Genomic DNA, 24,706 nt, shown 5'->3' on the forward strand with positions numbered 1-24,706 from the left:
CCCCCCCCCGCCCGACGAGGTCAGGCGAGCTTCTTCAGCTGCGCGTCGACGATGTCCTCGGGGATGGTCGGGGGTTGGATGGGATTGAGGGACAGGAAAGTGGCGATGGTGGAGTCCTGGCGGACGACCAGGACGGTGATGGGGATACTGGGTCCCCCGCTGTTGATGATCTGGGTGGCGTCGAAGGCGAGGGTCTCGTCGCCGTAACCGGAAACGGACCGGGACTGGGTACCGGAATATCCCAGCCCAGCACCCGGGTGGGCAGCGGACGGGCGCATCTCGGCCGTGCCGCACTTCGCAAGCGCGGCGCGCAGTTCGGTCATCACCGTGCGGGCGTTGGCAACGGTGTAGGACGTCAGGCCGACACTCGCATGCTGCCCGGGATCGTCGGAGGCGGACACGACATCCTGGCTGACCTGGGCCGTGAAGTCGTGCAGACTGCCCAGCTGTGCCGCCGCGAAGACGGGTCGGCAAGGTGCGGGTGTGACGGCGCGGTAGGTCGTGAGGTCGTCGTGGTTCACCGGGCTGCCCTTGCCCGTGACGGTGTCGACGGTATAGCCGGGGACGTCGTGCGCGGTCAGCGCCAGGCGGTCGAGGCCCTTCTGGCTGAGGCCCTTCCCGGACGCGGAGGCGGGCGATCCGGACGCCCTCTGCGGCTCCGAGCTCGCAGACGAGGCGGCGCCCGCGGTCGCAGACTGCTTACGTCCCTCAGCATCGTCCCCGCTGTCCGCACCGCATGCGCCGGTCAGCGCCAGCACCGACACGACACCCGCCGCCGCAACGACCCGTCTTCCGACCGCAGAAGCATTAATCATTCGCCCACCCCTCGGCGCCCCGACTCGGAGCACCCGCACAAAAAGCCCCGGCGTGTGCCGAGGCCGAAGTTCACAGGGAGCCTAGCCTGAACAGCCGGTGGTTTCACGGTGAGTGAGCGCGGGTGCGGTAGTGGCTGGTGCGGGCTCGGATCCGGTGACGGGTGCGCCAGCGGTGTCAGCGCATGACGAGCCAGGTGAGGGCGGTGCGAGCGGGGGCGACGAGGAGGAGTGTGCCGCGAAGTGATGCTCCCGCTCGGCGGCGGAATGCACGGGTGCGGTTTCTCGACCGGGCTCAGGTTCCACGTCGCCGGATACCGGTGCGAAGAACTCCGCCTCAAGACCCGCCGGGGGCCTACCCGCATGCCTCGAGAAGCGAATACGTCGAACGCGACCGTGCCGACGGGCCGGAGTTCACCCTCCGTGGCCGATCCGGCCCCGGTGCATACGGTTCCGTTCGAGGCGGGCCGACGGACGGGTGATTTGCCATCGGATGACTGCTTGCCCTGGCGCCCGCCGGCCGGCAGACCCTTGGGCAACGGGGAAAACGGCTGCCCGACAGGGCAGGATCGTGAGGAGTGCCCGGCAGGCGTGGGCGGCCGAGGACAGTTGCCTCAACCTTTCTGACCTGCCGAAACCACCCCCCAGAAGGTCAGGGCCGAAGGCAGGGCGGGACAGTCGTGAGTCGTCGTGTCTCCGACCGGGCCGTCATACTTCCGGTGCTTCCCATTTCGCTGCGTGCGGGAGGTGCGACGGGGCGGCCGTGAACTGTCCTTGGCCGGATGCCGCGGCCGCCCCGGTCACCGTTCGCGGGTCGCACGCGGGCCCGTGTCCGATGACACTCGTCCCAGGGCGACGCGCCGACACGTACGCCCGTGACGGAAGGACCGACCATGGCCACCGACTCGCCCCCCGGTCCGCTGCGGGTGCTGGTACTCGGCGCGTCGCTGCGGACCGGGTCGCTCAACGCGCGGCTCGCCACCCTGGTGGGGGATCTCATGGCCGGTGGCGGTGCCGACGTCGACCTCGCGACCCTGCGCGACTTCGGCATGCCGCTGTACGACGGGGACCTGGAGGAGGCCGAGGGGCTGCCGCCGGGCGCGCTCGCACTGCACGACCGGCTCGACCGCAGCGACGCCTTCGTCATCGCCTCGCCGGAGTACAACGCCTCCGTGCCGGGCCTGCTGAAGAACGCGATCGACTGGGTGTCCCGCATCCGGCCGCAGCCGTTCAAGACCAAGCACGCGCTGCTCGTGTCGGCGTCGCCGTCCCTGGTGGGCGGGAACCGCGGGCTGTGGGCGCTGCGGGTGCCCCTGGAGCACCTGGGCACCCGCGTCTATCCCGACATGTTCAGCCTGGCCTCGGGCCACCAGGCCTTCACCGGGGACGGGCGGCTGGCGGACACCGGGCTCCAGGAGCGCCTCGCCGAGACGGTGTCCGGATTTCTCAGCCTCGTCGAGGCCGATGTGCGCTACGTCTGCCTGGAGCGCCGGTGGTACGAGTTCCTGGGCGACCGCACCGAGGCCGACATCACCCAGCGCGCCGAGACGTGACGCCCGCGGGCCCCGGGCGGACCGGGCCCGCGGCGGGTTCAGTGCCGTACCGGCGTGGCGTCGGCCGGGGACCCGGCGACGGCGGCCTGCCGGAGCAGCAGGGAGGCCAGCGCGTGCGCCTCGTCGGGGCTGAGCGCGGCCCAGGTGCCGGGGACGCCGCCGCGGTCCTCCCCGATGGCCAGCGCGATGCGCTGGACGGCCCGGTCCGGCCGGCCCAGGCGCAGGCTCCGCACCTCGATCCTGCGCCCGCAGCCGGTGACGAGATGGGCGTCGTCGGCCCGGTTCTCCCCCACCCCGCGAAGCGGCTCGTCCTCGACCGTCGCCATCGGTGCCACGCTCCTTCGTCGCCGATCCGGGGGCGTCCCCGGCGGTAGCCTTCCCCGGTCGTGCGACCGGGGCCGTATGCCCACAGGAGCGCTCGGCGGCCACCGGATTGTTCCCGCCGGACACGGACGGCGCAGTCCCGCCCGCCGCACACCCCCCCCCTTCGGGCATCTTCGTGCGGCACGCGTCCGCGCGTGTGGCGGCCGTGACCGTGCCCGGCTCGCGGACGGGCACGGAAAGGCCGCGGGGCCCGGGACTGTCGCTGTCGCCGTCCCGGGCCCCGCGTGCGTCCGTCCGTGCGGCTCAGCCGCTCAGGCCCCGTCCCAGTTCCCAGAGCTGGAGAACCGACGAGGAGTTGATGGCGTAGGCGACGCCCGTGACGTCGTCCCTGGCGGCCACGTACTGCTTGCCCTGCCACAGCGGCAGCACCGGGACGTCCTCGGCGACCGTGTCCTGGATGCGGGCCAGCGTCCCCGCGGCCTGGATCCGGTCGGGCTGACGGCGGGTCTCGGGGATCAGCGTCCGCTGGATGTCCTTGTTGGAGTAAGGCGAGTTGAGGAAGTTGTCCTTGTCGAGGAAGGGCGCGACGAAGTTGTCCGCGTCGGGGAAGTCCGGGAACCAGCCCATGCCGTACACGCCGTAGGCGCCCTTGCGTTCGGCCGGGCTGAAGGCCGACCACGGGGTGCCCTGGATGGTCACGTCGAAGAGGCCGCTCGCGTGGAGTTGCTCGCGCAGGATCTCGAACTCCTCCTTCGTGGCGGACCCGTAGTGGTCGGTGGTGTAGTGCAGCGTCAGCTTCACCGGGGTGGCGACGCCCGCCCGCGTCAGCAGGTCCCTGGCCCGCGCCACGTCGGGGTCGCCGTACTTGTTGAAGAACGAGTTGGAGTGCCCGGCCAGGGTCGCCGGGACCAGCGAGTACAGCGGCTCGGCCTGGGTGCCGTACACCTTGGACACCAGGGCCTCGCGGTCGACGAGCTGGGCCATGGCCTGCCGGACGGCCTTGGTCCTGATGACGGGCGCGTCGGTGTCGAAGCCCAGGTAGCGGATCTCCAGGCCGGGCATCTCGACGAGGTCGACCTTGGCGTCGGTGCCCGCGTCGAGCTTGTCGATCTGGGCCGGCGACATCGTCCGGATCATGACATCGATGTCCCCTTTGTCGATCGCGGCGCCCATCGCGTTCGTGTCGTCGTAGACCCGCACCATGACCCGGTCGTTGTTGACCGTCAGACTGCCCTTGTACGAGGGGTTCTTGGTGTACGTGACCTCCGTGACGGTGTCGCCCTTCACGGCCGCCTTGAAGGTGTACGGGCCCGAGCCGTCGACCGCGAAGCCGTCGCGCAGCTTGTCCGGGTCGTAGTGCTTGGAACTGACGATGCCCGCGACGGGGGTCGTGAGCTTGAACGGGAAGGTGGCGTCGGCCGTCTTGAGGTGGAAGACGATCTCGCGGTCGCTCGGGGTCTCGATCGTCTCGATCGTGTTGAGCAGCGCGGCCACGCCGGTGTCGGCGTCGATGTGCAGGGACCGTTCGATGGAGCTCTTGACGACGCGCGAGGTGATCTTCTCGCCGTCCGAGAACTGGAGGTCCTTGCGCAGGGTGCAGGCGTAGCGCTCGTCGCCGTGGTCGGTGAAGCCGCAGCGCTCGGCGGCCTCGGGCACGGGTGAGCCCTCGCCCCTGGGCTCGATCATCAGCGTCTGGACCGTCTGGCGCAGCAGGTTCCAGGAGTTGGTGTCGTAGGTGTAGGCCGGGTCGAGGGGGGCCGGTGCCTCCTTGGTGGCCGTGAACCTGTCGGTGGTGCCGACGACGATGGTGGCACCGGCGCTTCCGCCGTCCTGTCCGCCGCACGCGGTGACGACCGGAGCGAGCAGGCCGGCCACCGCCGACAGCGCCAAAGTCCTGCGGTTCATGCGTTGTTCTCCAAGGGACGTTCCGTGCCCGCGGCGCCCGCGCGGGGGTGCCGAGGCGGCGCACCGGACTGCGGTCGCCGGCGGCCGAGATCCCGTCGAACGGATCGTTCCGCCTCGACAGTCGGTGGAATCTAAGACAACCGGCGTCCACGAATCCACGGCGGACGCCGGGATGCTGCGTGATCGGGTACGGCGACGGCGTCAAAGGGCCGAGTTCACCGCGGTTGTCCGGCCGAGCCGGTCGCCACCGCTTTTGATCTCGTCCTGCGCGGTGCCGGCGCCCGGTGCGACGGACCGGCCGCGCCGACAGCACCCGACCCCGTCCAGGAGCGTCCCGTCCCGATGAACCCCGCGCACAGTCACGGCACTTCTCCCTCAGACCCGCGAGCCCCGCGGCGGACGGCGCCGCCCGACACGGCCGTTGAGCGCCGCCCTCTGCCCGACGGGGTGGGGCAGGTGGAGGACATGGCCGCGACGGGGCGCGGCATCCTGCTGCTCGGCGAGGACGGCCGCCTCCACCTGTGGGACGGCCGGGGGCGGACGAGCGTCGAGGCCGGGCGCAGCGACGTCGGCCGGTCGGACGGCGGCGGGTCCTGGTGCGACCGGGCCGGGACCCGCCGCCTGCACGCCTCGGCGGACGGGCGCTTCGCGGCCGTGGTCGTCGACCACGGGCGGCACGGCGAGGTCCTGGACCTGGACACCGGAGCGGTGACGCTCGCGCTGCGCAACGACGGCTTCCACAGCGGCACCGTCCCCTTCTCCCTGGCGTTCACCGTCCACGCGGGGCGGCACGTGGTGCTGCACCGCACCGAGTGGAACCGGATCACGGCCGGGGACGCGGCGACGGGCAGGACCCTGACCGCGATACCGACCGACCGGCCGGAGCTGCCCTGGGTGTCGGTGTTCCACGGCGGCCTGCACCCCAGCCCCGGAGGCGGGCGCGTCGTGTCGGACGGCTGGCACTGGTACCCGTACGGGACGGTGGTCGCCTGGAACCTGCGGGCCTGGCTGACCGGGCTGGAGTCCGCGTGGCCGGCCGCGGTCGGATGGGCGCAGCTCGACGGCTGCCGGGCGCACTGGAACCGGCCGGTGACCTGGCTCGACGAGAACCGGCTGGCCGTCGGCGGGCTCGGCGCCGCCGAGGACCTGCCGGCGGACGGTGTGACCGTGTACGAGTTCCTGGACGAGGACGGCGGGCACCGCATCGCGCGGCGGTTCGACGGTCCCGCCGGGCGGCTGTTCGCCGTGGACGGCCTGCTGGTGTCGGCCGGAGAGACCGGTGCCGAGGTCTGGGATCCGGTGGCGGGCGCCCGGATCGGTGCCGTCCCGGGGTTCCATCCCACGCATCGGCATCCGGCCACCGGCGAGCTGCTGGAACTCGGCGCCGGCGAGCTGCTCGGCTGGCGGCCGCGGGCGGGCGGGGTGTGAGGGGAGCCACGGGACCGCCCGGGTTGTTGCAACGGTGATGACCGCGCGTCTCCTCGACTTCCTGGGCCGCTGACCGGCCGAAGGCCGACGTCGCGCGGCTTCCGTGCGGCGCCCGCTCTCGCGCGCGGGCGCCACGCTGCCGGGAGGGCGAGCGCAGCGCACGACCGGTCCTCCCGCCCGCTGCCGGTACCGCCCGGCGCCGGGCCCGGCTCGAATTCATTCCCCCCGCCGGTCCAGCGGCCGGTGACCGCGCAGGCGCTGGGCGAGCCCTCGACCGGCCCGGCCTGGAAGACCATCCCCTCCTGGTATCTGGTCACCGGCAAGGACCACGCCATCCCGCCCGCCGCCCAGCGGCCCATGGCCGCCCGCGCCCACGCGCACACCGTCGAGGTCGCGGGACCGCACGACATGGCCGTCACCGACCCGCACGCCGTGACCCGGGTGGTCGAGCGGGCCGCCACCGCCCGCTGACGCTCTCCGGCCACGCGGACCGGGGCCTCAGGACCCTCCGGGGGAGATCAGTCCAGGGTGCGCATCGCGACGGACAGGGCGTCCTCCGCGAACTCGCGCCCCATCCGGGCGCGGCCGATGACCCGGATCCCCTGGATGAACGTGGTGAAGAACCGGGCCAGCTCCCGCGGGTTCTTGTCCGCGGCGATCTCGCCCCGGGCCTGGGCCCGCTCCAGGCCGCCGGCCAGGAACGTCTCGACCTGGCGCATGGCGGCGGTCACACGGTCCGACGCCGCCTGCTGCTCGCCGCACTGGGTGGAGGTGTTCACCACCAGGCAGCCGCGCGTGGGATCGGCGAGGTCCGCCTCGATCATGGCGGTGAGCACCTGGCGGATGGCGGGCCGGATCTCCGCCGCGCCGTCGATGATCTGCTCCAGGTCGGCGGCCTGGAGGGAGGCGTAGCGGTCCAGGGAGCGGAGGTAGAGCTGTTCCTTCGAGCCGAAGGCCGCGTAGAAGCTGCCGCTGCCGATCGACATCTCCTGGAGCAGGTCCTGGAGCGAGGTCTCGGCGTAGCCGCGGCGCCAGAACAGATCCGTGGCGCGATCTACCGCCTGGTCTATGTCGAACTCCCTGGTGCGTGCCATGGGGCCAGGCTAGCGCGCTTTGTGGAGTAGTCAATCAATTATGGCCGGTGATCTCGTCACGACGGTCTCCGCGCTGGTGGAGAGGGGCCCGGAGCTGCCTGACCGGTCAGCTCCGAGGGCCGTGAGGGCACTGTCCGCCCTGCGATCTTGCGGGTGGGGAGCACGCGCTGCGAGTCTCCCGGCGTCCGACCGGTGCGTTTTCGGCCACCTCTCCGCTCCCCCGTGGAGAGGTGGCGCGGCGCCGCGGCCGGCGGACGGCGAAGGCCCGTCCCCCGTTCGCCGCTCCCCACGGGGGGCGGGCCTCAGGCCGGGACCGTCACCTTCAGGTCCAGCACCGGGATGTCGACGCGGCCCTCGCCGTCGGCGTGCCAGCGCCAGTGGGCTTCCGGCGTCCCGCCGTAGACGAGCCCGGTCCAGCCGGCGCCGCCCGGACCGCACAGCGCCGCCAGCTCGGCGGCCTCCCGCCCGTCCGGTGTGCCCGCCACCACGACCAGGCCCTGGACCGGCCGCCGCGTGGCGGCGGCGCGCACGGTGCCCCGCGCGGGTGCCGGCGGCGCGGCCGCGGCCGGCGGCCCGGCCTGCGGCAGCTGCCGCAGGCTCGGCGGTACGCGGACCGGCGGGGCGTCGGCCGCACCGCGCAGCACGGTCACCGGGGTGCCGGGACGGGTGCGGGCGATCTCCGCCAGCAGGTTCTGTACGACGTCACGGGCCACCGCCTTCTCGCCGGTCACGCTCAGGACGCCGTCCAGGCGGCTGAGGTCGACGAACACGGGCCGTCCGCCGGCGTCCGTGCCGGCCCGCACCAGACAGGCCGCGGTGGGCGCGGCGGTGCCGGACGAGGCGTACGGGCCCGGCGCACCGGCCGGACGGCGCCAGCGCGTGCCGTCGACGTTCGTCCAGGGTGCGTCGGCGGTGTCGGACGGCGACAGCCACACCGTCACCTCCCTCGCGTCGACGCTGAGCGCGTGCACCTCCCGCTCCGGCGCCCGGTCCGTGGCCGCGAACTCGTTGAGAGCGTCGTAGGCACGCCGTACCGATGCGGCGTCCGCGTCGAACCAGCGGCCCGTCGCCTGCCGCTGCGCCAGCCTGCGCCGCCGGCGGGCGGGTTCGCCCAGCCTGCCCAGGGCGCGGCCGGCCGCCGACCACCCGGCGCGGACCTTCCGGCGCCCCACGATGCCCGCGGTGACGAGCGCCAGCAGGATCGCGCCGAGCAGCGCGACCGCGGCGGCCAGCGGGACGGTGAGCACGGAGGACGACTGCCCGCCGCCCGTGTCCGGCCCGGGCGGCTGCCCGGAGCCGGGCGGAGCCGACGTGCCACCGCCCTGGCCCGAGGTGTCCCTCGCCAGCTGGACGCCGGGCCCCGACGCGTCCTGCGGCAGCCGCAGGATCCAGCCGGGGTGCAGCTGGTCGCCGGGGCCGGTGAGAGCGCCGCCGTCCCTCTGCGTCTGGCCCTGGTTGAGCCGCAGGATCTCGTCGGCCCGTGCCGGGTCGCCCAGGACGGCCCCGGCGATCGACGGGAGCGTGGCGAGCTGACCGCCGGTCCGTGCCGGGTCCTGGACCACGAACACCTTGACCAGGTCGTCGTCCTGGGGTGCCGCGACGGCGGGGCCCACCGCGACGAGCGCCACCAGGAACGCCGCGAGCAGCGCGGTCAGGGCGTGCGGCAGAGCCCGCGGGATGCTGGGTGCCGAGACGGATCTCGGCCGGTGCTCGGGCCGTCGGCCCGCGCCGTTGCTCATCGTGTCCACCCATGTCGTCCGGTGTTGCGTTGCACCGACTACACGGTGCCGCCGGCCCGGAACGTTCGAACGCGGCGCGAGATTTGTTGAACCCTCCAGGACTCCCGCCCCGTGTACCTCGCGATCGCACGCCACAGGAACCGGACCCGGGGGATCGCACATGGCACGTCGGCACTCGAGCCCCGAGGACTTCCAGCTGCTCGGCATGGACTCGGACCCGACCCCCGGCGACCCGTCCGTCATCCAGCAGATCGCCCAGCGCTACCGCGAGATCGGCGACGCCGCGGAGCGGGCCTTCGACCTCATGAGGAAGGACGGCGGCCTGTCCCAGGGCAGGGGATCGGCGATGGACAAGCTCGCGGAGAAGATCGGTGACGATCTGCCGGAGAAGCTGAAGAAGACGATGACGTCGTACCACGACGCGGCCCGGGCCTACAGCGAGTACGCGCCCCGGCTCCAGGAGGCGCAGGGCTCGTTCGACCGGGCCGTGGACCAGGCACGGACCGCGGCACCGCAGGCCAACCGGACCCCGCCCCAGCTCGGCGCCGAACCCACCGACGAGGAGAGGACCCGGGCGCGTTCGGCGCAGGACGCCATCGCCGCCGGCCAGGCGGAGATGGGCGCGGCCCGCAGCCTCGCGGAGCAGGCGAGGAGCCTGCGGGAGAGTGCCCAGCGGCGGTGCGCCGAGGTGCTGGACCGCGCGGCGTCGGAGGCGATCCCGGAGCGGAACGTCTTCCAGAAGATCGCCGACTTCTTCAAGGAATTCCCGTTCGTGCAGATCATCCTGGCGCTGCTCGTGGCGGTCGTCTCGGTGTTCTTCCCGCTGGTCGGCGTGCTGCTCGGCGGCGCGTTGTTCATCTTCAACCAAGTCGTGGCGAGTCAGACGGGCGGGATCAAGGCCGGGGACTTCGTGACCGGCCTGCTCGGCATCATCCCCGGAGGCTCGCTGCTCAAGCTCGGCGGTCGCGCGCTGGAGGCCGCCGCGCCCGCGCTCGTGGCCGCGGTGAAGAACCTCCCGCTGCTCAAGCAGGCGACGGGCAGCATCGGCAGGATCGGTGAGTCCCTCGCCAACACCAAGGTGATCGGGGGCTTCATCCGCGGACCCGTGGGCAAGGCAGCCGGCGACATCACCAAGGACTTCGCGGTCAACTCCGGTATCGAGGCGGCGTCCAAGGCCGCCAACCACGACCCGCTCACGGCCGCCGGCATCCTCGCGGGGGCGGCGGCCGGAGCGGTGGGCAAGACGGCCTTCAAGGGCGTGGTGGGCGGGATCGGCAAGGCGCGCGGCAACACCCCGGTGGGGGAGGGACAGCCCGGCCGGTTCGGCGACACCACGGAACCGGCGCTCGGCGACTCCCTCGGCAAGAAGGTCTCCGACCAGGTGGGCGCCACCCTCGAGGAGGGCGCCACGCTCGGTACGAAGATCGGTGTCGGGGTCGCCCAGGGCGGCGATCCCAACGAGGTCGCCGCGGGCGAGATCGCCAACTCGGCAGCCAAGATAGGCGTCGGGGCGATCGGCAAGGCGGGCTTCGGCCGCTCCGTCGACGGGCTCACCGACAAGATCCCGTTCAAGGGGAGCCCCCGCCCGGACGTCACGCCCCCCGCACCGCACCCCGCCGCCCCGCCCACACCCCCGGCGAGCCCGCACCCCGCGACCCCGCCCTCCCCGCCGGACCCCCGGCCCACCACCCCCGTGCCCGCACCGGACGCCCGGCCCGCGACTCCCGTGCCCGCACCGGACCCCCGACCCTCAACCCCGGTGCCCGCACCGGACCCCCGGCCCGCGACTCCCACGCCCGCACCGGCATCCCCGGCCCCCGTGCCGGCCGTGGCCCCGGCCCCCGCGCCCGCACCGCCCGCGGCCCCGGCGCCTGCCGCAGCTCCGGCGCCTGCCCCCGCGCCGACACCTGCCCCCGCGCCCGCGCCGACACCCGCACCGGCCCCCGCCCCCGTGACCGCCCCGGCGGACGTGGGTCCCGCCGGTCCGGCGTCGGCCGCCCCCGCGGACGGCCCGCCCGCCGGCGGCGGCCAAGGCAGCTGAAGCGGGGGCGGCGGCCACTGCAGCTGAAGCGGCCGAGGCAGCCGGGGCGGTCAAGGCGGCCCCGTACCCCACCAGTTCTCCATCCCCAACGGATGGACCGTACCGATCACCAGCAAGGAGAACTCCACGTGCCCAACTACAGCGTCAACTCCGACACCACCTCGTCCACCTCGCAGGCCCTGCTCAACGACTTCGCCCAGCTCCAGGACAAGCTCAACGAGGTCCGCGGCAAGATCACCAACCTGCTCGCCGACGGCTACAGCACCCCGGCCGCCCAGCAGAAGTTCTCCCCGTTCTTCGACGAGTTCGCGAAGGGCTTCGAGCAGGTCAACCAGGGCCTCCAGGGCATCGGCCAGTACGTGAGGACCGTCGGCGAGGCCTTCGACCAGACCGACAACCAGCTCGGTTCCGCCCTCTCCTGACCCCCCGGCCCCGCACCCACCGCTACTCGAAAAGGACGATGAGCAGTGCGACTGACCGTCAGTGTTCGTGACCCGCGGGCCGAGGGGGTGTCCACCACCGTCTCCGTACGGACCGAACCCGCCGCGACCGCGGGCAGGTTCGCGTCCGGACTGGCACGTGCCGTCGGGTACGCGGGGACCGACGGCGCCGCGGCCCCGGAGCCGGCCCTGTACATCGGCCCGACGCTCGTCGACCCCGGCAGCACCCTTCAGGCGGCGGGCGTCCGGGACGGCATGGACCTGGGCCTCGGCGCTCCCCTCCCCGGGGAGCCCGAGCCCGAGGGCCGTACCGAGGTCCGGATCGTCTCCGGACCGGGCGCGGGCACCACCTACCGCCTGGTCCCCGGCGACTACGGCATCGGCACCGCCCCCGGCTGCCGGATCCGTCTGGCCGAGGGCGCGCCCGCGCTCGCGGCCCGGATCCGGGTCCACGTCGACGGCCGGGCCGAGCTGCTGGAGACCGAGGCGGCCCTGCTCGACGGCAAGCCCTCGCACCGGCCCTCCCCCTGGCGCGAGGGCAGCCAGCTCGCCGTCGGCACCCTCCTGCTGGAGCTCACCTCCCGGCGGGCGGCGCAGGCCCCGCTGGTCCCGGCGGAGGACGGGCTGGGCCTGGAGTTCAACCGGCCGCCGCGCTTCCTGCCGCCCGCGGCCGGCGGGAAGTTCCGGCTGCCCACCCCACCGGTCAGGCCCGACAAGCGGCCGATCCCGCTGCTGCCGATCCTGCTGCTGCCGGCGGGCAGCGCGGCCATCGCCATCTTCGTCACCCACCGGTGGTCGTTCGTCTTCATCGCCCTGCTCTCGCCGATCGCCGCCCTGGTCACCCAGTTCGGCGGACGCAAGCAGGCGATGCTCAAGTACCTGGAGAAAAAGGAGGAGTACGACCGTGCCGCGGCCGGGGTGCGCGCGGACATCGACGCCGCCGTCCTGGACGAGCAGCACAACCTCCGTCTCTCCCTGCCCGATCCGGCCGCGCTGCTCCAGATGGCGGTCCAGCCGTCGGAGCGGCTGTGGGAACGCCGCTGGCAGGACCCCGACTTCCTGACCGTGCGCGCCGGCACCACCGATCTGCCGTCGTCGGTCAGCGTCGACGACCCGGAGCAGGAGGAGCACCGGCGCACCACCGTGCCGTGGCTCCACCAGGTGCCGGTCGCCCTGCCGCTGCGCCGGGTGGGCGTCGCGGGCGTCGCCGGACCGGGCGCGACCAGGCTGGCCGGCTGGCTGACCGCCCAGGCCGCCGCCCTGCACAGCCCGACCGACCTGCGCGTGGTCGTCCTCGCCGGGCCGTCCGGCGAACGCGACTGGTCGTGGACGCGCTGGCTGCCGCACAGCCAGGCGCAGGGCGAGGACGCGTACGCCCTGATCGGCAGCACCGCGGAGTCGCTGGCCCGGCGGATCGGCGAACTGGGCCAGATCGTCGCCGCGCGCGGCGCGGCCGGACCCGACATCACGCGCGGCGGCGCCAACGGCCACCCCGACATCCTCGTCGTCCTGGAGGAGGCGCGCCGGGCCCGTTCGCTGCCCGGTGTCATCGCCCTGCTGCGCGACGGCCCTGCGGTGGGCGTGCACACCATCTGCATCGACCGGGAGGAGCGGCTGCTCCCTGAGGAGTGCGGCGCCGTCGTCGTCGCCGACGCGGCCACCGGCACCGTCAAGGTCCGCACCGGTTCCGCGGCCGCGCTGGAGAACGTGCGCGGCGATTCCCCCGAACCCGCCTGGTACGAGGACTTCGCGCGGGCCCTGGCCCCGCTGCGCGGAGTGGGCGACAGCGACGAGAGCGCGCTGCCCGGCTCCGTGCGGCTGCTCGACCTGCTGGACCTCGAACCGCCCAGCGCGCAGGCGCTGGTGGCGGGCTGGTCGCTGGGCGGCCGCTCCACGCGAGCGGTCCTCGGCGTCGGCTACGACGGTGAGTTCGCCGTCGACCTGGTGCGCGACGGACCGCACGCGCTGATCGCCGGCACCACCGGCTCCGGCAAGTCCGAACTGCTCCAGACCCTCGTCGCCACCCTCGCCGTGGTCAACCGGCCCGACGAGATGACGTTCGTCCTCGTCGACTACAAGGGCGGCAGCGCCTTCGCCGAGGCCGCCGACCTGCCGCACACCGTCGGCCTGGTCACCGACCTCGACACCCGGCTGGTGGAGCGGGCCCTGGTCTCGCTCGGTGCCGAACTGCGCCGACGCGAGACGCAGTTGGCGCAGGCCGGGGCCAAGGACATCGAGGACTACCTCGACAGGCGCTCGCGCGGCGGCGACGTGCTGCCGCCGCTGCCGCGACTGCTGCTGGTCATCGACGAGTTCGCGTCCATGGTCCGCGAACTGCCCGACTTCATCTCGGGCCTGGTGAACATCGCGCAGCGCGGCCGGTCCCTCGGCATCCACCTGGTGCTCGCCACCCAGCGGCCGGGCGGCGCGGTCACCCCGGACATCCGGGCCAACACCAACCTGCGGATCGCGCTGCGCACCACCGACACCGGCGAGAGCCGGGACATCATCGACGCCCCCGACTCCGGCGACATCTCCCCGGCCAACCCGGGCCGCGCCTACGCCCGGCTCGGTCCGTCGGCGCTGCTGCCGTTCCAGTCCGGACGCGTCGGCGGCCGCCGTCCCGGCGGTCTGCCCGCCCAGGGCACCGAGGTCGCCGTGGACGCGACCCCGGTGGCCTGGAACGACCTCGGCGGACCGTTGCCGGCCCCGCGCGGGCGCGGTGGCGCCCCGGCGGCGCGGACCGAGGCCGTCACCGACCTCGCCGTGCTCGTCGGCGCCGTCGCCGAGGCCGCCGCGCTCAGCGGTGTGCCGCGCCAGCCCAGCCCGTGGCTGCCGCCGCTGCCCGCGCTGCTGCCGTGGACCCCGGCGCCCGCGCCCGAGCCCGCCGCCGTACGCGAGGCAGCGCTGCCCGCCGTCGCGTACGGCATGGTCGACCTGCCCGCCCGGCAGAGCCGCGCGCCGCTGACGTTCGACCTCGACGGGGCGGGTCATCTGCACGTCATCGGCTCGCCGCGCAGCGGCCGTTCGCAGACGCTGCGCACCCTGGCCGCCGCGCTCGGGCAGGCGCACGGCGCCGACGACGTCCACCTGTACGGCATCGACTGCGGCAACGGCGCGCTCAACGTGCTCGCCGAACTCCCGCACTGCGGTGCCGTCGTGGACCGCACCCAGACCGAGCGGCTGGGCCGGCTGCTGGACCGGCTCGGCGCCGAACTCACCGCGCGTCAGGGCATCCTGGGCTCGCGCGGCACCGCCGACCTCACCGAACTGCGGCGCGGCCGGCCGCCGGGCGCGCGGCTCGCGCACATCGTGCTGCTGGTCGACCGGTTCGAGGTCTTCGAGCGCGAGTTCTCCGCGTACGACAACGGCAGCTACCTGGAGCGGATGCTGCGCCTGCTGCGCGACGGCGCGGGCGTCGGCATCCATGTCGTCCTCGCCGGTGACCGGGTGCTCGGCGGCAGCCGCTTCTCCGGCACCACCGAGGACAAGATCGTCCTCAGGCTCAACGACCGCCAGGACTACTCCAGCGTGGGCATCCCGACCAAGTCCGCGCCGGCCGACCCCGAGCCCGGCCGCGGCATCCGCCCCCAGGACCTCAGCGAGGCGCAGATCGCCGTGCTCGGCGAGGACCTGGCCGGCACCGCGCAGGCCGAGGTGCTGTCCGCCCTGGCCAGGCAGCTCACCGAACGCGAGGCCGACGTCCCCGCCGACCGCCGCCCGGTCAGGCTGGACGTGCTGCCCGACCGGATCACCTACGCCGACGCGCTCGCCCTGCGCACGGCCGCGGGACCGATGCGGCCGCTGGTGGCCGTCGGCGGGGACACCCTCACCTCGCTCGGCCCCGACCTCACGGACGTGCCCACCTTCGTGATCGCCGGGCCGCCGCGCACCGGGCGCAGCTCCGCCCTGCTCACCGCGGCGGAGTCGCTGCTCGCGGCCGGCACCGGCCTGATCGTGCTGGCGCCCCGGCGCTCACCGCTGCGCGGGCTCGGCGGACGGCCGGGCGTGGTCACCGTGATCACCGTCGCCGAGGTGCCGGTGGGTGAGTTCCGGCAGGCGCTCAACAACGTCTCCCAGGAGTACGGGGTGATCGTCGTCGACGACGCCGAACTCTTCATGGGCGCGGAGATCGACTCCGATCTCGCGGTGCTCGCCCGCGGCGGCGCCGGCACCGGCTGGGGGGTGCTCGCGGCCGGCAACGCCGAGTCGCTGTCGCTGTCGCTGGCCGGGTGGATGGGCCAGGTCAAGCGCAACCGCACCGGCATGCTGCTCTCCCCGCAGGGGCTGAGCGACGGCGAGGTCATCGGCGTGAAGCTGACCCGCGGTGTGGTGGGCCAGGCCCCGCAGCCGGGGCGCGGTCTGCTGCACCTGGGCGACGGTGTGCTGCGGACCGTGCAGGTGCCGTACCCGGGCGCGGACGAGTAGCGCCGGAGGAGACCCGTGGGGCGGCCGTCACGGCGAGGGCCGCCCCGCCGGGGACGGTGGAGCCGTCAGACCTGGACGCCGTCCTCGGTGAGGAACCGGAACGTGCTGGTGACGGCGTCGAAGAGGTCGTACACCTCGTTCTTCAGCGGCAGGTTGGGGCTGGCGAGGGTGACCACCAGGAAGTCCTCGGTGGTGCCGGGCACCGGCATCATCGTGTGCATCGTCAGCAGCTCGACGGAGACGTCCGCGGTCACCCGCGTCACCTCGGTGCCGGTCACCCGGGCCACCCGGCCGACGTGGGGCACCTCCGCCGGGGCGATCACCCGGTCCGTGGGCGCCGTGCCGGAGGCGGAGGAGACGCCCAGCTGTGCCGACAGCACGGGCAGTGTCATCTCCTGGCCCTCGGGCGTGGTGACCGCGAAGACCATGCCGTACGCCATGAACAGCCCGTCCGGGTACATGGTCGCGGTGCCCGCGGCCAGCAGCGCCCCGTGCCGGCGCGCCGCGCGGGTCACCTCACGGCCCTGCCGGAACATGTCGTTGATCTCGGCCTTCCGGCGTGGATCGTCGGTCGAGGCGAGCGCCTCGGCACGCAGGCGCGCCGTCTCCTCGCCGCTGAGGTCGATCTGGTCCCAGCCGTCGGGGACGTCCAGCAGGAATCGCCGTGCCGTGCTCGCCGTGCTCATCGTTCACCCTTCACCGTGCCGGCCGGGGCGGTCACTTGCCGCCGCCGAGATGTGCCACCGCGTCCTGGTCCGTCCTGGCCATGGAGTCGAGGATGTCGCCGATGGCGGACTGGATGCCCTCCACCTGCTTCTGGAGCTGGTGCTTCCCGTCCTCCCAGCGGTCCTCGAAGTTCTGGGCCGCGCCGCGGGACAGTTCGGGACCGAAGGCCCTGTCGAAGTCGAACAGGCTGTGCCCGATGTCGATCTCGCCGTGGACGGTGTCCAGCATCTTCCTGGCCTCTTCGAGCTCGCTGACGGGGATGTGGACGTCGGACGCCATTGGCGGCTCCTGTTCCTGCGCGACGACGATCGGTTCTCCGGCAGGAACACGAGGCCAGGGGCCGGAATCGTTCACCCGGACGCGGAGCGGCGAGAGATCCGGGCATCGTGTTGAACCCCGGACGGCCCCCGTCTCGTGTGTCTCGCATGAACTCGTTTCTCAGCGGCCTGCTGTCCCCCGGGGCCGCCAAGCGCCGCGCCATCGTCGCCACCGCCCTCGCGGTGTGCGGCGTGGCGAGCCTGACCGCCTGTGGCAAGACGATCCAGATAGGCGACAGCAACACCCCGTCCACCCCGGCCCCCGCCCCGGCCAGCTCGTCGGCGCCCGCCACGACGGGCGCCCCCGCCCAGGGCGCCGGCAACTCGGCCCTGCAGGTGGTGGACTCCACGGCACGGGACGCGGGCCTCGACGGCACCGGCGGCACGGTGGTCGGCGCCGCCGTGCAGGAGGCGCCCCCGAAGTGGGTGCAGCTGGCGGCGGTGACCTCCCCGCAGCTGTCGGCCCCGCACCTGATCAACATCAACCAGGCGGCGCTCTACCGGTTCGACGCCGACACGGCCTCCCCGTCCGCGTCGCACTGCGACGACGCCTGCGCCGTGAAGTGGCCGCCGGTGACCATCCAGGAGGGCGGCAACGTCTACCTGGCGGGGGTGAACCCGAAGGAGGTCGGCGCCATCCGCAGGCAGGACGGCCAGGTGCAGGTCACGGTCGGCGGCTGGCCCGTCTACCGCTTCTCCGGCGACACGAGGGCCGGTGACCTCGACGGGCAGGGCGTGGACGGCAAATGGTTCGCGGTCGGCCCCGCGGGCCAGAAGGCGGTGAACTGACCCGGGCGGCGCGGACCGCCGGGAATTCGGGCCGCCGCGCACTGGCGTGCGGCGGCCGTTCCGGCTTTTGCCGTCCGCGCCCAGTCCGGCGCGTCGAATTCCGGATCCCGCACCCCTGACGCTGCCTGCGAGTCACCACTTGCTGCCCAAACGATCCTGCTCTCTCTCGGCACGGCAATTCGCCGTCCGGCGCCTGATAGAAACCCGATGCAAAAGGCGTTCCGGAGCAGAAGAAGGCATCTCAAGTGAGCAAGCTCAGCAGGTGGTCGATTCTGCCTGCCCTCATGGCACTGACGTCCGCCCTGTTGACCGGCTGCGGTTCCGGATTGGGTTCGGACGACGGCTCCCGCGTCGTCGTCGGAATGTCCGACGACATTCTGGCCACCGACCCCGCGTCGGGCTATGACCCGGGTTCCTGGCTGCTGTTCAACAACGTCTTCCAGTCGTTGCTCGCATTCCCCAACGGAAGTGCGGTGCCGGAGCCCGACGCGGCCGACCGCTGTTCCTTCTCCGATACGCGCAGCGAGGTCTATCGCTGCACCCTCAAGGACGGCCTGCACTTCAGCAACGGTGACGCGCTCACGGCGCGGGACGTGAAATTCTCGTTCGACCGTCTGCGGAAGATCGACGACCCCGCGGGACCGGCGGTCATGTTCCAGTCCCTGGACCGGGTCGAGGTGCCGGACGACCGCACCGTCGTCTTTCGTCTCAACACGCCGGACGCCACCTTCCCGAGCAAGATCGCCTCGGGTGCCGGGTCCATCGTCGACCGGCACGCGTACCCGGCGGACGCGCTGCGGCGGGACCACACCGTCGTCGGGTCCGGCCCGTACACGCTGGACTCCTTCGACGAGAAGCAGGCCGCCTTCTCGGTCAACGCCGCCTACCGGGGCACCGCGCGGGCGAAGAACGACGGCGTCACGCTGAGGTTCTTCCACGGTCGGCGGAGCGCGCTCAAGGACGCCCTGACCGGCGGATCCGTCGATGTCGCCTACCGGGGGCTGAGTGCCCAGGACATCGCGGACCTCGGCGAACACGGCTCCCGCGGGAACGCCGAGGTCGTCGAGGGCAACAGCGCCGAGGTCCAGGACCTGGTCTTCAACATGGACGACCCGGTCGCCGGGCGGCTCGGGGTGCGACGGGCGATCGCCTATCTGATCGACCGGAACGCGCTGGTCGACCGCGTCTACAAGGGAACGGCGATCCCGCTGTACTCGATCGTCCCGGCCGGCATCGTCGGCCACAACACCGCGTTCTTCGACCGCTACGGCGGCGAGCCCTCCCGCGCCAGGGCGGCCGCGGCCCTGCGGGCGGACGGCATCGACGGCAAGGTGGCGCTGACCCTGTGGTCCACGCCCTCCCGCTACGGGCCGGCCACGGACGACGAGCTCCGGGCCATCGCCGACCAGCTGAACGCCAGCGGCCTGTTCGACGCCCGGACGAAGTCCGTCGCGTTCGGCAGGTACGAAAAGGACATCGCCGCCGGAAAGTACGGCGTCTACGTCAAGGGTTGGCTTCCCGACTATCCGGATCCGGACAACTTCACCGCACCGTTCTTCGGGGCCGAGAACGTGCTCGGCAACAATTTCGAGAACACCACGATCACGCAGAAGCTCATTCCGCGCACGGCGACGGTGAGCGACCGTTCCCGCACCGCCGCCGACTTCGGCGAGATCCAGGACATCGTCGCCGACCGCCTGCCGATGCTGCCGATCTGGCAGGCCAAGCAGTACGCGGTCGTCCGGCATGACGTGGACGGCTATGTGTACTGTCTCGACACGTCGACCGTATTCCGCTTCTGGGAGCTCTACAAGTCCTGAGAGAACGGCGGCCCGTCCCCCTCGTGCAGGCGCCCCCGGGAGTTCGTCGAGCCTCCCGGGGGCGCCGTTTGCCGGTCGCCGGATTGTTCCCCGAGAACCGTCCGGGAGCCGTTCTCGGGGCCATTCGCGGCGTCTGTCCCCGGCCGGTTCTCCCCGCGCGTGAGCGAATCCGCGGGTCGATCGCGCAACGATGCCGCCTCAAAGGGCAACTCTCTTTATCTGGTGCCTTCTTGTGCGTGGCGGCGGCCAATGGCAGTTGTATGGTCCCTCGGGACGGACAAGCGGTGTCGCATGGAACGACGGTGAGCATGTACGGAAATGCTGCTGGTGCGGCAGGGCCCCCGCGCGCCGACGCGCGGCGGGCCGCGCGGGGTGACAGAGCCGGGACTCCCGACGTGTCCCGGTAGCCGTCGCGGCCCGCCTCCGGCCGGGCCCGCGTCCCGGACTTCGCCCGCCGCCTCGGCGGACATTCAGAACTGAAGATCACCAAGCCGTCACCCCTGGGCGGCAGCCGGGCGTCCCGACCGATCTCCCGAAGCGGATGCTGATCCGGCGTCGCGAGGGTGTGCCGATCATCCGGCCCCAGGCGTCCGCCCGGCCGGCGGTTCCACGACGAACCCTTGGAACCCCCCACATCATCGCGATCGTGCGCCGAGACCACGTCGCGCCGATCCTGGAGGACCTGCGTTGACCCACAAGGAGAAGTCTCCTGCCCTGATATCGATCGTCGTCCGGGCGGCCGATCCGGTGTCCCTGCAGGGTGCCGAGGTACTCCTGCGCAGGTCGGCGGGAGCGATACTGCTGCCGGCCGACCAGTTGGCACGGGCCGACGTGGTCCTGCTCCTCGCGAACGAGGTGACCGAGGAGGCCATGTCCTGGATGGAGGAGGCGTCGGCCGTCTCCGTCAATCCGGAGATGCGCATCGTCCTGGTCGCCGACCGCATCAGCAGGCCGCGGCTGGCCCGCGCCGTCCGCCTCGGCCTGGTCAGCGTGCTGCCCCGGGCGCAGGCCGGATTCCCGGAGATCACCCAGGCCGTGCTCAACAGCCGGGCGGGCGGGGCGCAGATGCCGGGCGAACTGCTCAGATCGCTGATCGAGGAGCTGCGCACGCTGCTGCGCGACCCGACGGGCGCGATCCTGCCGGGCGGTTTCGAGGGCCGGGAGGTCGAGGTGCTGCGGCTGCTGGCCGACGGGCTCGACACGACCGAGATCGCGGCCAGGCTCAACTACTCCGAGCGCACCATCAAGAACATCATCTTCGCGGTCACCCGTCGGCTGAACCTGCGCAACCGCACGCACGCCGTCGCCTACGCGATGCGCATCGGCGCGCTGTGAGCCGTCCCCGGCCGCGCTGACGCGGCAGTCGGACGGGGGCACCCCCTGCGGGCCCCCCTCCCGAAGAAAGGTTTCCCTCCCGCCGGACCCATGGGGCTCAGCCGCCGACGCGCAGCACCGGACCCGCCTCCACGATCCCGCTCTCCTTGGACGTCACGGGGACCGGCACGGCCGCGACGGGCCTGGTGACGGGCTCGGCGGGCGTCAGCAGATACCCCGGCATCTCGCGCGTGACCAGCGGCCTCGGGGCGTCCCGCACGTCCTGGAGCGGGGTGACGTACAGGTTGAAGGCCACCGTCAGCAGGGCCAGCGCCACCACCGCGGCGGCCGTCACGCCGAGGGCGGTGCCGCCGAGACCGGCACCGGCCGCGCCGCCCGCGCCGCCCGCGCCGCCCGCGCCGCCCGCGCCCGAGGGTGCCACGGTCACCGCGGCGAGGTGCGCGTACTGCGCGCCGCACAGCAGCGCCGCCGCCAGGAAGGGTGCCGCCACCGCCACGGGGTGGCCCGCCGACGGCGCGGGCCACAGCAGGGCCGCGGCCGCCAGGGCGGTCAGCGCGACGGCCGCCGACGTGGCGCCGGCGGAGCGGCCGAACGCCACGGACGGCGCGTCCAGCGCGGCCGTGCCCAGGAACTGGGCCGCGGTGAGGCCGGCCGTCAGCACGGCCCCGCCCGCGACCGGCCCGGAGCGGGTCCGGTCGGCCTCCGCGAGGCCGAGACCGCACACCGCGGAGCCCGCGCAGATCAGGGCGGAGAGCAGGGTGGGCAGCGCGTCGTGCCGCACCGTGGCACCGGACACGCCGTAGCCGAGCAGGGCGATCACGTGCGCGCCCCACCCGCCGGCGGCGAGGGCCAGTACGGCGAGGCCGAGCCAGGTCCGTCCCGCCTCCGCCCGGCGTGCCCGGTGGCGGACCGTACAGGCCCGCACCTGGAAGGCGGCGGCGCACGCGGTCGAGTACGCGAGAACCGGGAACAGCGGGTGTGCAGAAAGATGTTGGTGGCCCAAGGCCAGGCTCCACTCCGAACGAACAGCGCATCACGACGATGGCGTGTGAGACGTCCCCTCGCGTCATGGCGGGGAGGGGTCCGCGGGCCCGGGTGGTCGTCGTCCGTATCGGCCCGGCCGCGGATTCGATCCGGAGCTTTCGCAATCCGCCCAGGCCACATACATGGTGACGGGGGTTCGGGCCGCCGGGGAACGGCGATCAGGTCAACAAGACTGCCCCTTGGGGAACTTCGCCCCGCGCCACCCTCGCGTACGACACCGGGACCGCCCGCGTGCGGCACGGGCACCGCCCGCGGGAGCCGTCCGCCGCGCGGCGGCAGGCGGTCTCAGGTCCGGCCCGCGTCCGCGCCGGGTGCGTGGTCCCGTGTCGATGTGGCGGTCGCGCGGCCCGTGATGCACACTGACGAAGAGGTGGAATCACCCGAAACGCGTACACATGCACGCTGCACCCATGCGACCGGGAACGCCATGACCACGGCCCCGAACGACGGAAGTGCCTCCCCGCAGCGGCCGGCCGGACCCGCCGCCTCACCGGCCGCGGCCCTCCTGGACAGCGTCGGCGACGTCATCGGATGGTCCCGGGCGGCCGAGGCGCTGCTCGGCTACGCGGAGGGCGAGATCCTGCACCGTCCCGCCGACGCGCTGCTCGCCGCCGCCGGCGGCGGCGGAGTGCCGCGGCCGGAGCACGGGGACTGGTGCGGGGTGGCGCTGGTCCGGCACCGCGCCGGACACGACCTGCGGCTCGTCCTGCGGGTGGGCGCGCTGGGCGGCGCCGCCGGCCGCGAGCACTGGCTGATGACCATGTTCGACCTGAACGAGGCGGTCCTGCCCGGCGTCAACCGGTCGCTGCTGGACGGCCTGCTCGCGCACCTGCCGATCGGCATGGCCGTCATGGACACGGAGCTGAGGTACACCTGGGTCAACGACGCCCTGGTGCGGGCCTCCGGGGTGTCCGACCGGCTGGGACGCACGCTCGGCGCGGTCTTCCCCTCCGAGCAGGCCGCGGCGGGCGAGGCGGCGATGCGCCGGGTCCTGGAGACGGGCACGCCGTGCATCGACTACGAGTACCGCGGGCCCATCCTGTCCGACCCGTCCGGCGAGCACATGTACTCGGCGTCCTTCTTCCGGCTGGAGGACGAGGACAACAGGGCGACCGGGCTGTGCTACCTGGTCCTCGACGTCACCGAACGGTGGCGCAGGCACCACCGCGAACTGATGCTGGGCCGGGCCCGCGCCTGCGGCAAGCAGCTGGACCCGGTCCGGGCCGCGCAGGAGTTGGCGGAGATCTGCGTACCGGACTTCGCGGACCTGGTGAGCGTCGAACTCGCGGACGCGGTGATCGAGGGCGGCGAGATCCCCGCGGTCTCCGGGAGCGAGCCCGTCCGGCTGCGGCGGGCCGCGCACCTGGCCGCGGGCGAGACGTGCGTGAGCTTCCTCGGAAGCGCGAACGGGGCCGTGGAGTACGCCCCCCGCTCCCGGGCCACCCACTGCCTGACCGACGGCGAGGGCACCCTCGGCGCACCGGCGGACGTCCACCCGGGCGCCGGGTCCGCCGCCCAGGGAGGCGCGGGAACGGCCGGCGGCACGGACACCCCCGACGCGGGGCCGGCACGGACCGAGGCCGACGGCCCGCAAGATGCCTGTGCCGCCGGTGAGGGCGCGTACCACCCGCCGATCACGGTCCCGCTCTGCGCCGGCGCCGTCTCGCTCGGGCTCGTCACCTTCCGGCGCCACCGGGGCAGGGACCCGTTCACCCCCGAAGACCTGGCCTTCGCCGAGGAGTTCGCGACGCACGGGAGCGCCGCGCTGGCCGCCGCGCACCGCTTCGCGCAGGAACGCCGGATCTCACTGTCACTGCAGCGGAGCCTGCTGCCCGGACGGCTCGGCGGCGACGAGGCGGCCGAGATCGCCTGGCGCTACTTCCCGGCCTCGCAGGAGGCGGGCGTCGGCGGCGACTGGGTCGACGTGATCCCGCTCTCCGGCGCCCGGGTCGCGCTGGTGGTCGGGGACGTCGTCGGCCACGGCGTGGGCGCGGCGGCGGCCATGGGACGGCTGCGGGCCGCCGTGCACACCCTGGCCGCGATGGACCTGCCGCCCGACGAACTCCTCGCCCACCTGGACGACTTCGTGACCCGGATCCGCGCCGAGCAGCCCTGCGGCACGGACGGTGCCGGCCTCATGGGCACCCTGGGCGCGTCCTGCATGTACGCCGTGTACGACCCCGTCGACCGGACCTGCACGCTGGCCCGCGCCGCCCACCCGGCCCCGGTGATCGCGCGGCCCGACGGGACGACCTTCGTGCCCGACCTCCCGGCGGGTTCGCCGCTGGGGGTCGGCTCGGTGCCGTTCGAGGCCGTCGAGATGGACTGCCCCGACGGCAGTCTGGTGGCCTTCTTCACCGACGGCCTGGTGGAGGGCCGGCACAGGGACATGGAGGAGGGCGTCGCCCGGCTGCGCACCCTGCTCGGCGACCCCGGCGCACCCCTGGAGCGGCTCTGCGACGAAGTGGTCGACGCCCTGCTCTCGCGTCCGCTGCACGACGACGCCGCCCTGCTGCTCGCCCGTACCACCTCCTTCCCGGCCTCCGACGTGGCGGCCTGGGAGATCCCCGGCGACCCCGCGGCCGTCCGCGAGGCGCGGCGCCTGGCCGACCGGCAGCTCGACGCGTGGGGCCTGGAGGACCTGCGGTTCGCCACCGAGCTCATCGTCAGCGAACTGGTCACCAACGCCATCCGCTACGGCACGACCCCGATCCGGCTGCGCCTGATCCGCCACCACGTCCTCACCTGCGAGGTGCTCGACGGCAGCAGCACCGCGCCGCGGCTGCGCCACGCCAGGACGACGGACGAGGGGGGCCGGGGACTGTTCCTCGTGGCCCAGGCCTCGCACCGCTGGGGCTACCGGTACACCGGCTCGGGCAAGTCCATCTGGGTGGAGCAGGAACTGCCCTGA

General features: G+C 73.4%; 18 protein-coding genes. 10 read left to right on the top strand and 8 right to left on the bottom strand.

Going from position 1 to position 24,706, the window contains the following annotated elements:
• Positions 1–20: 20 nt before the first annotated feature.
• On the bottom strand, positions 21–758 hold the full coding sequence (locus tag ACIRQ9_RS33485) for a hypothetical protein (RefSeq protein WP_404182122.1): 738 nt from the start codon (positions 756–758) through the stop codon (positions 21–23).
• 947 nt (positions 759–1,705) lie between these two features.
• Here ACIRQ9_RS33485 and ACIRQ9_RS33490 point away from each other — a divergent pair.
• A complete protein-coding gene (locus ACIRQ9_RS33490; RefSeq protein ID WP_404182125.1) occupies positions 1,706–2,365 on the top strand; it encodes an NADPH-dependent FMN reductase in 660 nt (219 codons plus the stop codon).
• Between the two features lie 38 nt (positions 2,366–2,403).
• Here the strand turns inward: ACIRQ9_RS33490 and ACIRQ9_RS33495 are convergent, their stop codons facing one another.
• Both ACIRQ9_RS33495 and ACIRQ9_RS33500 read right to left on the bottom strand, forming a co-directional pair.
• Entirely contained in the window at positions 2,404–2,691 is a 288-nt protein-coding gene (locus ACIRQ9_RS33495) for a hypothetical protein (RefSeq protein ID WP_404182128.1), read from the bottom strand.
• 301 nt (positions 2,692–2,992) lie between these two features.
• On the bottom strand, positions 2,993–4,594 hold the full coding sequence (locus ACIRQ9_RS33500; RefSeq protein ID WP_404182131.1) for an ABC transporter substrate-binding protein: 1,602 nt from the start codon (positions 4,592–4,594) through the stop codon (positions 2,993–2,995).
• A gap of 465 nt (positions 4,595–5,059) precedes the next feature.
• Here ACIRQ9_RS33500 and ACIRQ9_RS33505 point away from each other — a divergent pair, with 465 nt between their 5' ends.
• Both ACIRQ9_RS33505 and ACIRQ9_RS33510 read left to right on the top strand, forming a co-directional pair.
• The gene (locus tag ACIRQ9_RS33505; protein WP_404182134.1) at positions 5,060–6,022 is read left to right on the top strand and encodes a hypothetical protein; all 963 of its coding nucleotides are present in this window, start codon (positions 5,060–5,062) and stop codon (positions 6,020–6,022) included.
• Positions 6,023–6,091: 69 nt separating this feature from the next.
• On the top strand, positions 6,092–6,493 hold the full coding sequence (locus ACIRQ9_RS33510) for an alpha/beta hydrolase (protein WP_404182219.1): 402 nt from the start codon (positions 6,092–6,094) through the stop codon (positions 6,491–6,493).
• 47 nt (positions 6,494–6,540) lie between these two features.
• Here ACIRQ9_RS33510 and ACIRQ9_RS33515 read toward each other — a convergent pair whose 3' ends face one another.
• Together ACIRQ9_RS33515 and ACIRQ9_RS33520 are read right to left on the bottom strand one after the other, a co-directional pair.
• A complete protein-coding gene (locus tag ACIRQ9_RS33515) occupies positions 6,541–7,116 on the bottom strand; it encodes a TetR/AcrR family transcriptional regulator (RefSeq protein ID WP_404182137.1) in 576 nt (191 codons plus the stop codon).
• 302 nt (positions 7,117–7,418) lie between these two features.
• Positions 7,419–8,855: a hypothetical protein gene (locus ACIRQ9_RS33520; RefSeq protein WP_404182140.1), complete on the bottom strand. Its 1,437-nt coding sequence runs from the start codon at positions 8,853–8,855 to the stop codon at positions 7,419–7,421.
• A 160-nt stretch (positions 8,856–9,015) separates the two neighbouring features.
• On the opposite strand from ACIRQ9_RS33520, the gene ACIRQ9_RS33525 reads away from it, so the two are divergent.
• The 3 genes from ACIRQ9_RS33525 to ACIRQ9_RS33535 all read left to right on the top strand — a co-directional run bounded on the left by ACIRQ9_RS33525 (position 9,016) and on the right by ACIRQ9_RS33535 (position 15,764).
• Positions 9,016–10,896, top strand: a complete 1,881-nt coding sequence (locus ACIRQ9_RS33525; RefSeq protein ID WP_404182143.1) for a hypothetical protein — start codon at positions 9,016–9,018, stop codon at positions 10,894–10,896.
• A 128-nt stretch (positions 10,897–11,024) separates the two neighbouring features.
• Positions 11,025–11,318 carry a WXG100 family type VII secretion target gene (locus ACIRQ9_RS33530; RefSeq protein ID WP_404182145.1) on the top strand — a complete coding sequence of 98 codons (294 nt, stop codon included), beginning with the start codon at positions 11,025–11,027 and terminating at the stop codon, positions 11,316–11,318.
• Positions 11,319–11,363: 45 nt separating this feature from the next.
• Positions 11,364–15,764, top strand: coding sequence for an FtsK/SpoIIIE domain-containing protein (locus ACIRQ9_RS33535; RefSeq protein ID WP_404182147.1), 4,401 nt, complete (start codon positions 11,364–11,366; stop codon positions 15,762–15,764).
• Between the two features lie 65 nt (positions 15,765–15,829).
• Here the strand turns inward: ACIRQ9_RS33535 and ACIRQ9_RS33540 are convergent, their stop codons facing one another.
• Together ACIRQ9_RS33540 and ACIRQ9_RS33545 are read right to left on the bottom strand one after the other, a co-directional pair.
• Entirely contained in the window at positions 15,830–16,450 is a 621-nt protein-coding gene (locus ACIRQ9_RS33540) for a hypothetical protein (RefSeq protein ID WP_404182150.1), read from the bottom strand.
• A gap of 31 nt (positions 16,451–16,481) precedes the next feature.
• Positions 16,482–16,769, bottom strand: coding sequence for a hypothetical protein (locus tag ACIRQ9_RS33545; RefSeq protein ID WP_404182153.1), 288 nt, complete (start codon positions 16,767–16,769; stop codon positions 16,482–16,484).
• 146 nt (positions 16,770–16,915) lie between these two features.
• On the opposite strand from ACIRQ9_RS33545, the gene ACIRQ9_RS33550 reads away from it, so the two are divergent.
• From ACIRQ9_RS33550 to ACIRQ9_RS33560, 3 genes are all read left to right on the top strand, one after another.
• Positions 16,916–17,596, top strand: a complete 681-nt coding sequence (locus ACIRQ9_RS33550; protein ID WP_404182156.1) for a hypothetical protein — start codon at positions 16,916–16,918, stop codon at positions 17,594–17,596.
• Between the two features lie 284 nt (positions 17,597–17,880).
• Complete coding sequence (locus ACIRQ9_RS33555; RefSeq protein ID WP_404182159.1) at positions 17,881–19,416, top strand: ABC transporter substrate-binding protein; 1,536 nt, start codon at positions 17,881–17,883, stop codon at positions 19,414–19,416.
• 687 nt (positions 19,417–20,103) lie between these two features.
• Positions 20,104–20,751, top strand: a complete 648-nt coding sequence (locus ACIRQ9_RS33560; RefSeq protein ID WP_404182162.1) for a LuxR C-terminal-related transcriptional regulator — start codon at positions 20,104–20,106, stop codon at positions 20,749–20,751.
• Between the two features lie 97 nt (positions 20,752–20,848).
• Here ACIRQ9_RS33560 and ACIRQ9_RS33565 read toward each other — a convergent pair whose 3' ends face one another.
• On the bottom strand, positions 20,849–21,754 hold the full coding sequence (locus ACIRQ9_RS33565) for a hypothetical protein (RefSeq protein ID WP_404182165.1): 906 nt from the start codon (positions 21,752–21,754) through the stop codon (positions 20,849–20,851).
• A gap of 468 nt (positions 21,755–22,222) precedes the next feature.
• Between ACIRQ9_RS33565 and ACIRQ9_RS33570 the strand changes: the two genes are divergently transcribed.
• The gene (locus ACIRQ9_RS33570) at positions 22,223–24,706 is read left to right on the top strand and encodes a SpoIIE family protein phosphatase (RefSeq protein ID WP_404182168.1); all 2,484 of its coding nucleotides are present in this window, start codon (positions 22,223–22,225) and stop codon (positions 24,704–24,706) included.

This window comes from Streptomyces sp. NPDC101237, from assembly GCF_044767465.1.
GTDB classification, from domain to species: Bacteria; Actinomycetota; Actinomycetes; order Streptomycetales; family Streptomycetaceae; genus Streptomyces; species Streptomyces gramineus.

Coding starts and splice junctions, on each gene's coding strand:
- ACIRQ9_RS33490 (WP_404182125.1), top strand. CDS start 1,706: ATGGCCACCGACTCGCCCCCCGGTCCGCTGCGGGTGCTGGTACTCGGC.
- ACIRQ9_RS33545 (WP_404182153.1), bottom strand. CDS start 16,769: ATGGCGTCCGACGTCCACATCCCCGTCAGCGAGCTCGAAGAGGCCAGG.
- ACIRQ9_RS33515 (WP_404182137.1), bottom strand. CDS start 7,116: ATGGCACGCACCAGGGAGTTCGACATAGACCAGGCGGTAGATCGCGCC.
- ACIRQ9_RS33570 (WP_404182168.1), top strand. CDS start 22,223: ATGACCACGGCCCCGAACGACGGAAGTGCCTCCCCGCAGCGGCCGGCC.
- ACIRQ9_RS33550 (WP_404182156.1), top strand. CDS start 16,916: ATGAACTCGTTTCTCAGCGGCCTGCTGTCCCCCGGGGCCGCCAAGCGC.
- ACIRQ9_RS33505 (WP_404182134.1), top strand. CDS start 5,060: ATGGCCGCGACGGGGCGCGGCATCCTGCTGCTCGGCGAGGACGGCCGC.
- ACIRQ9_RS33495 (WP_404182128.1), bottom strand. CDS start 2,691: ATGGCGACGGTCGAGGACGAGCCGCTTCGCGGGGTGGGGGAGAACCGG.
- ACIRQ9_RS33520 (WP_404182140.1), bottom strand. CDS start 8,855: ATGAGCAACGGCGCGGGCCGACGGCCCGAGCACCGGCCGAGATCCGTC.
- ACIRQ9_RS33555 (WP_404182159.1), top strand. CDS start 17,881: ATGGCACTGACGTCCGCCCTGTTGACCGGCTGCGGTTCCGGATTGGGT.
- ACIRQ9_RS33500 (WP_404182131.1), bottom strand. CDS start 4,594: ATGAACCGCAGGACTTTGGCGCTGTCGGCGGTGGCCGGCCTGCTCGCT.
- ACIRQ9_RS33540 (WP_404182150.1), bottom strand. CDS start 16,450: ATGAGCACGGCGAGCACGGCACGGCGATTCCTGCTGGACGTCCCCGAC.
- ACIRQ9_RS33525 (WP_404182143.1), top strand. CDS start 9,016: ATGGCACGTCGGCACTCGAGCCCCGAGGACTTCCAGCTGCTCGGCATG.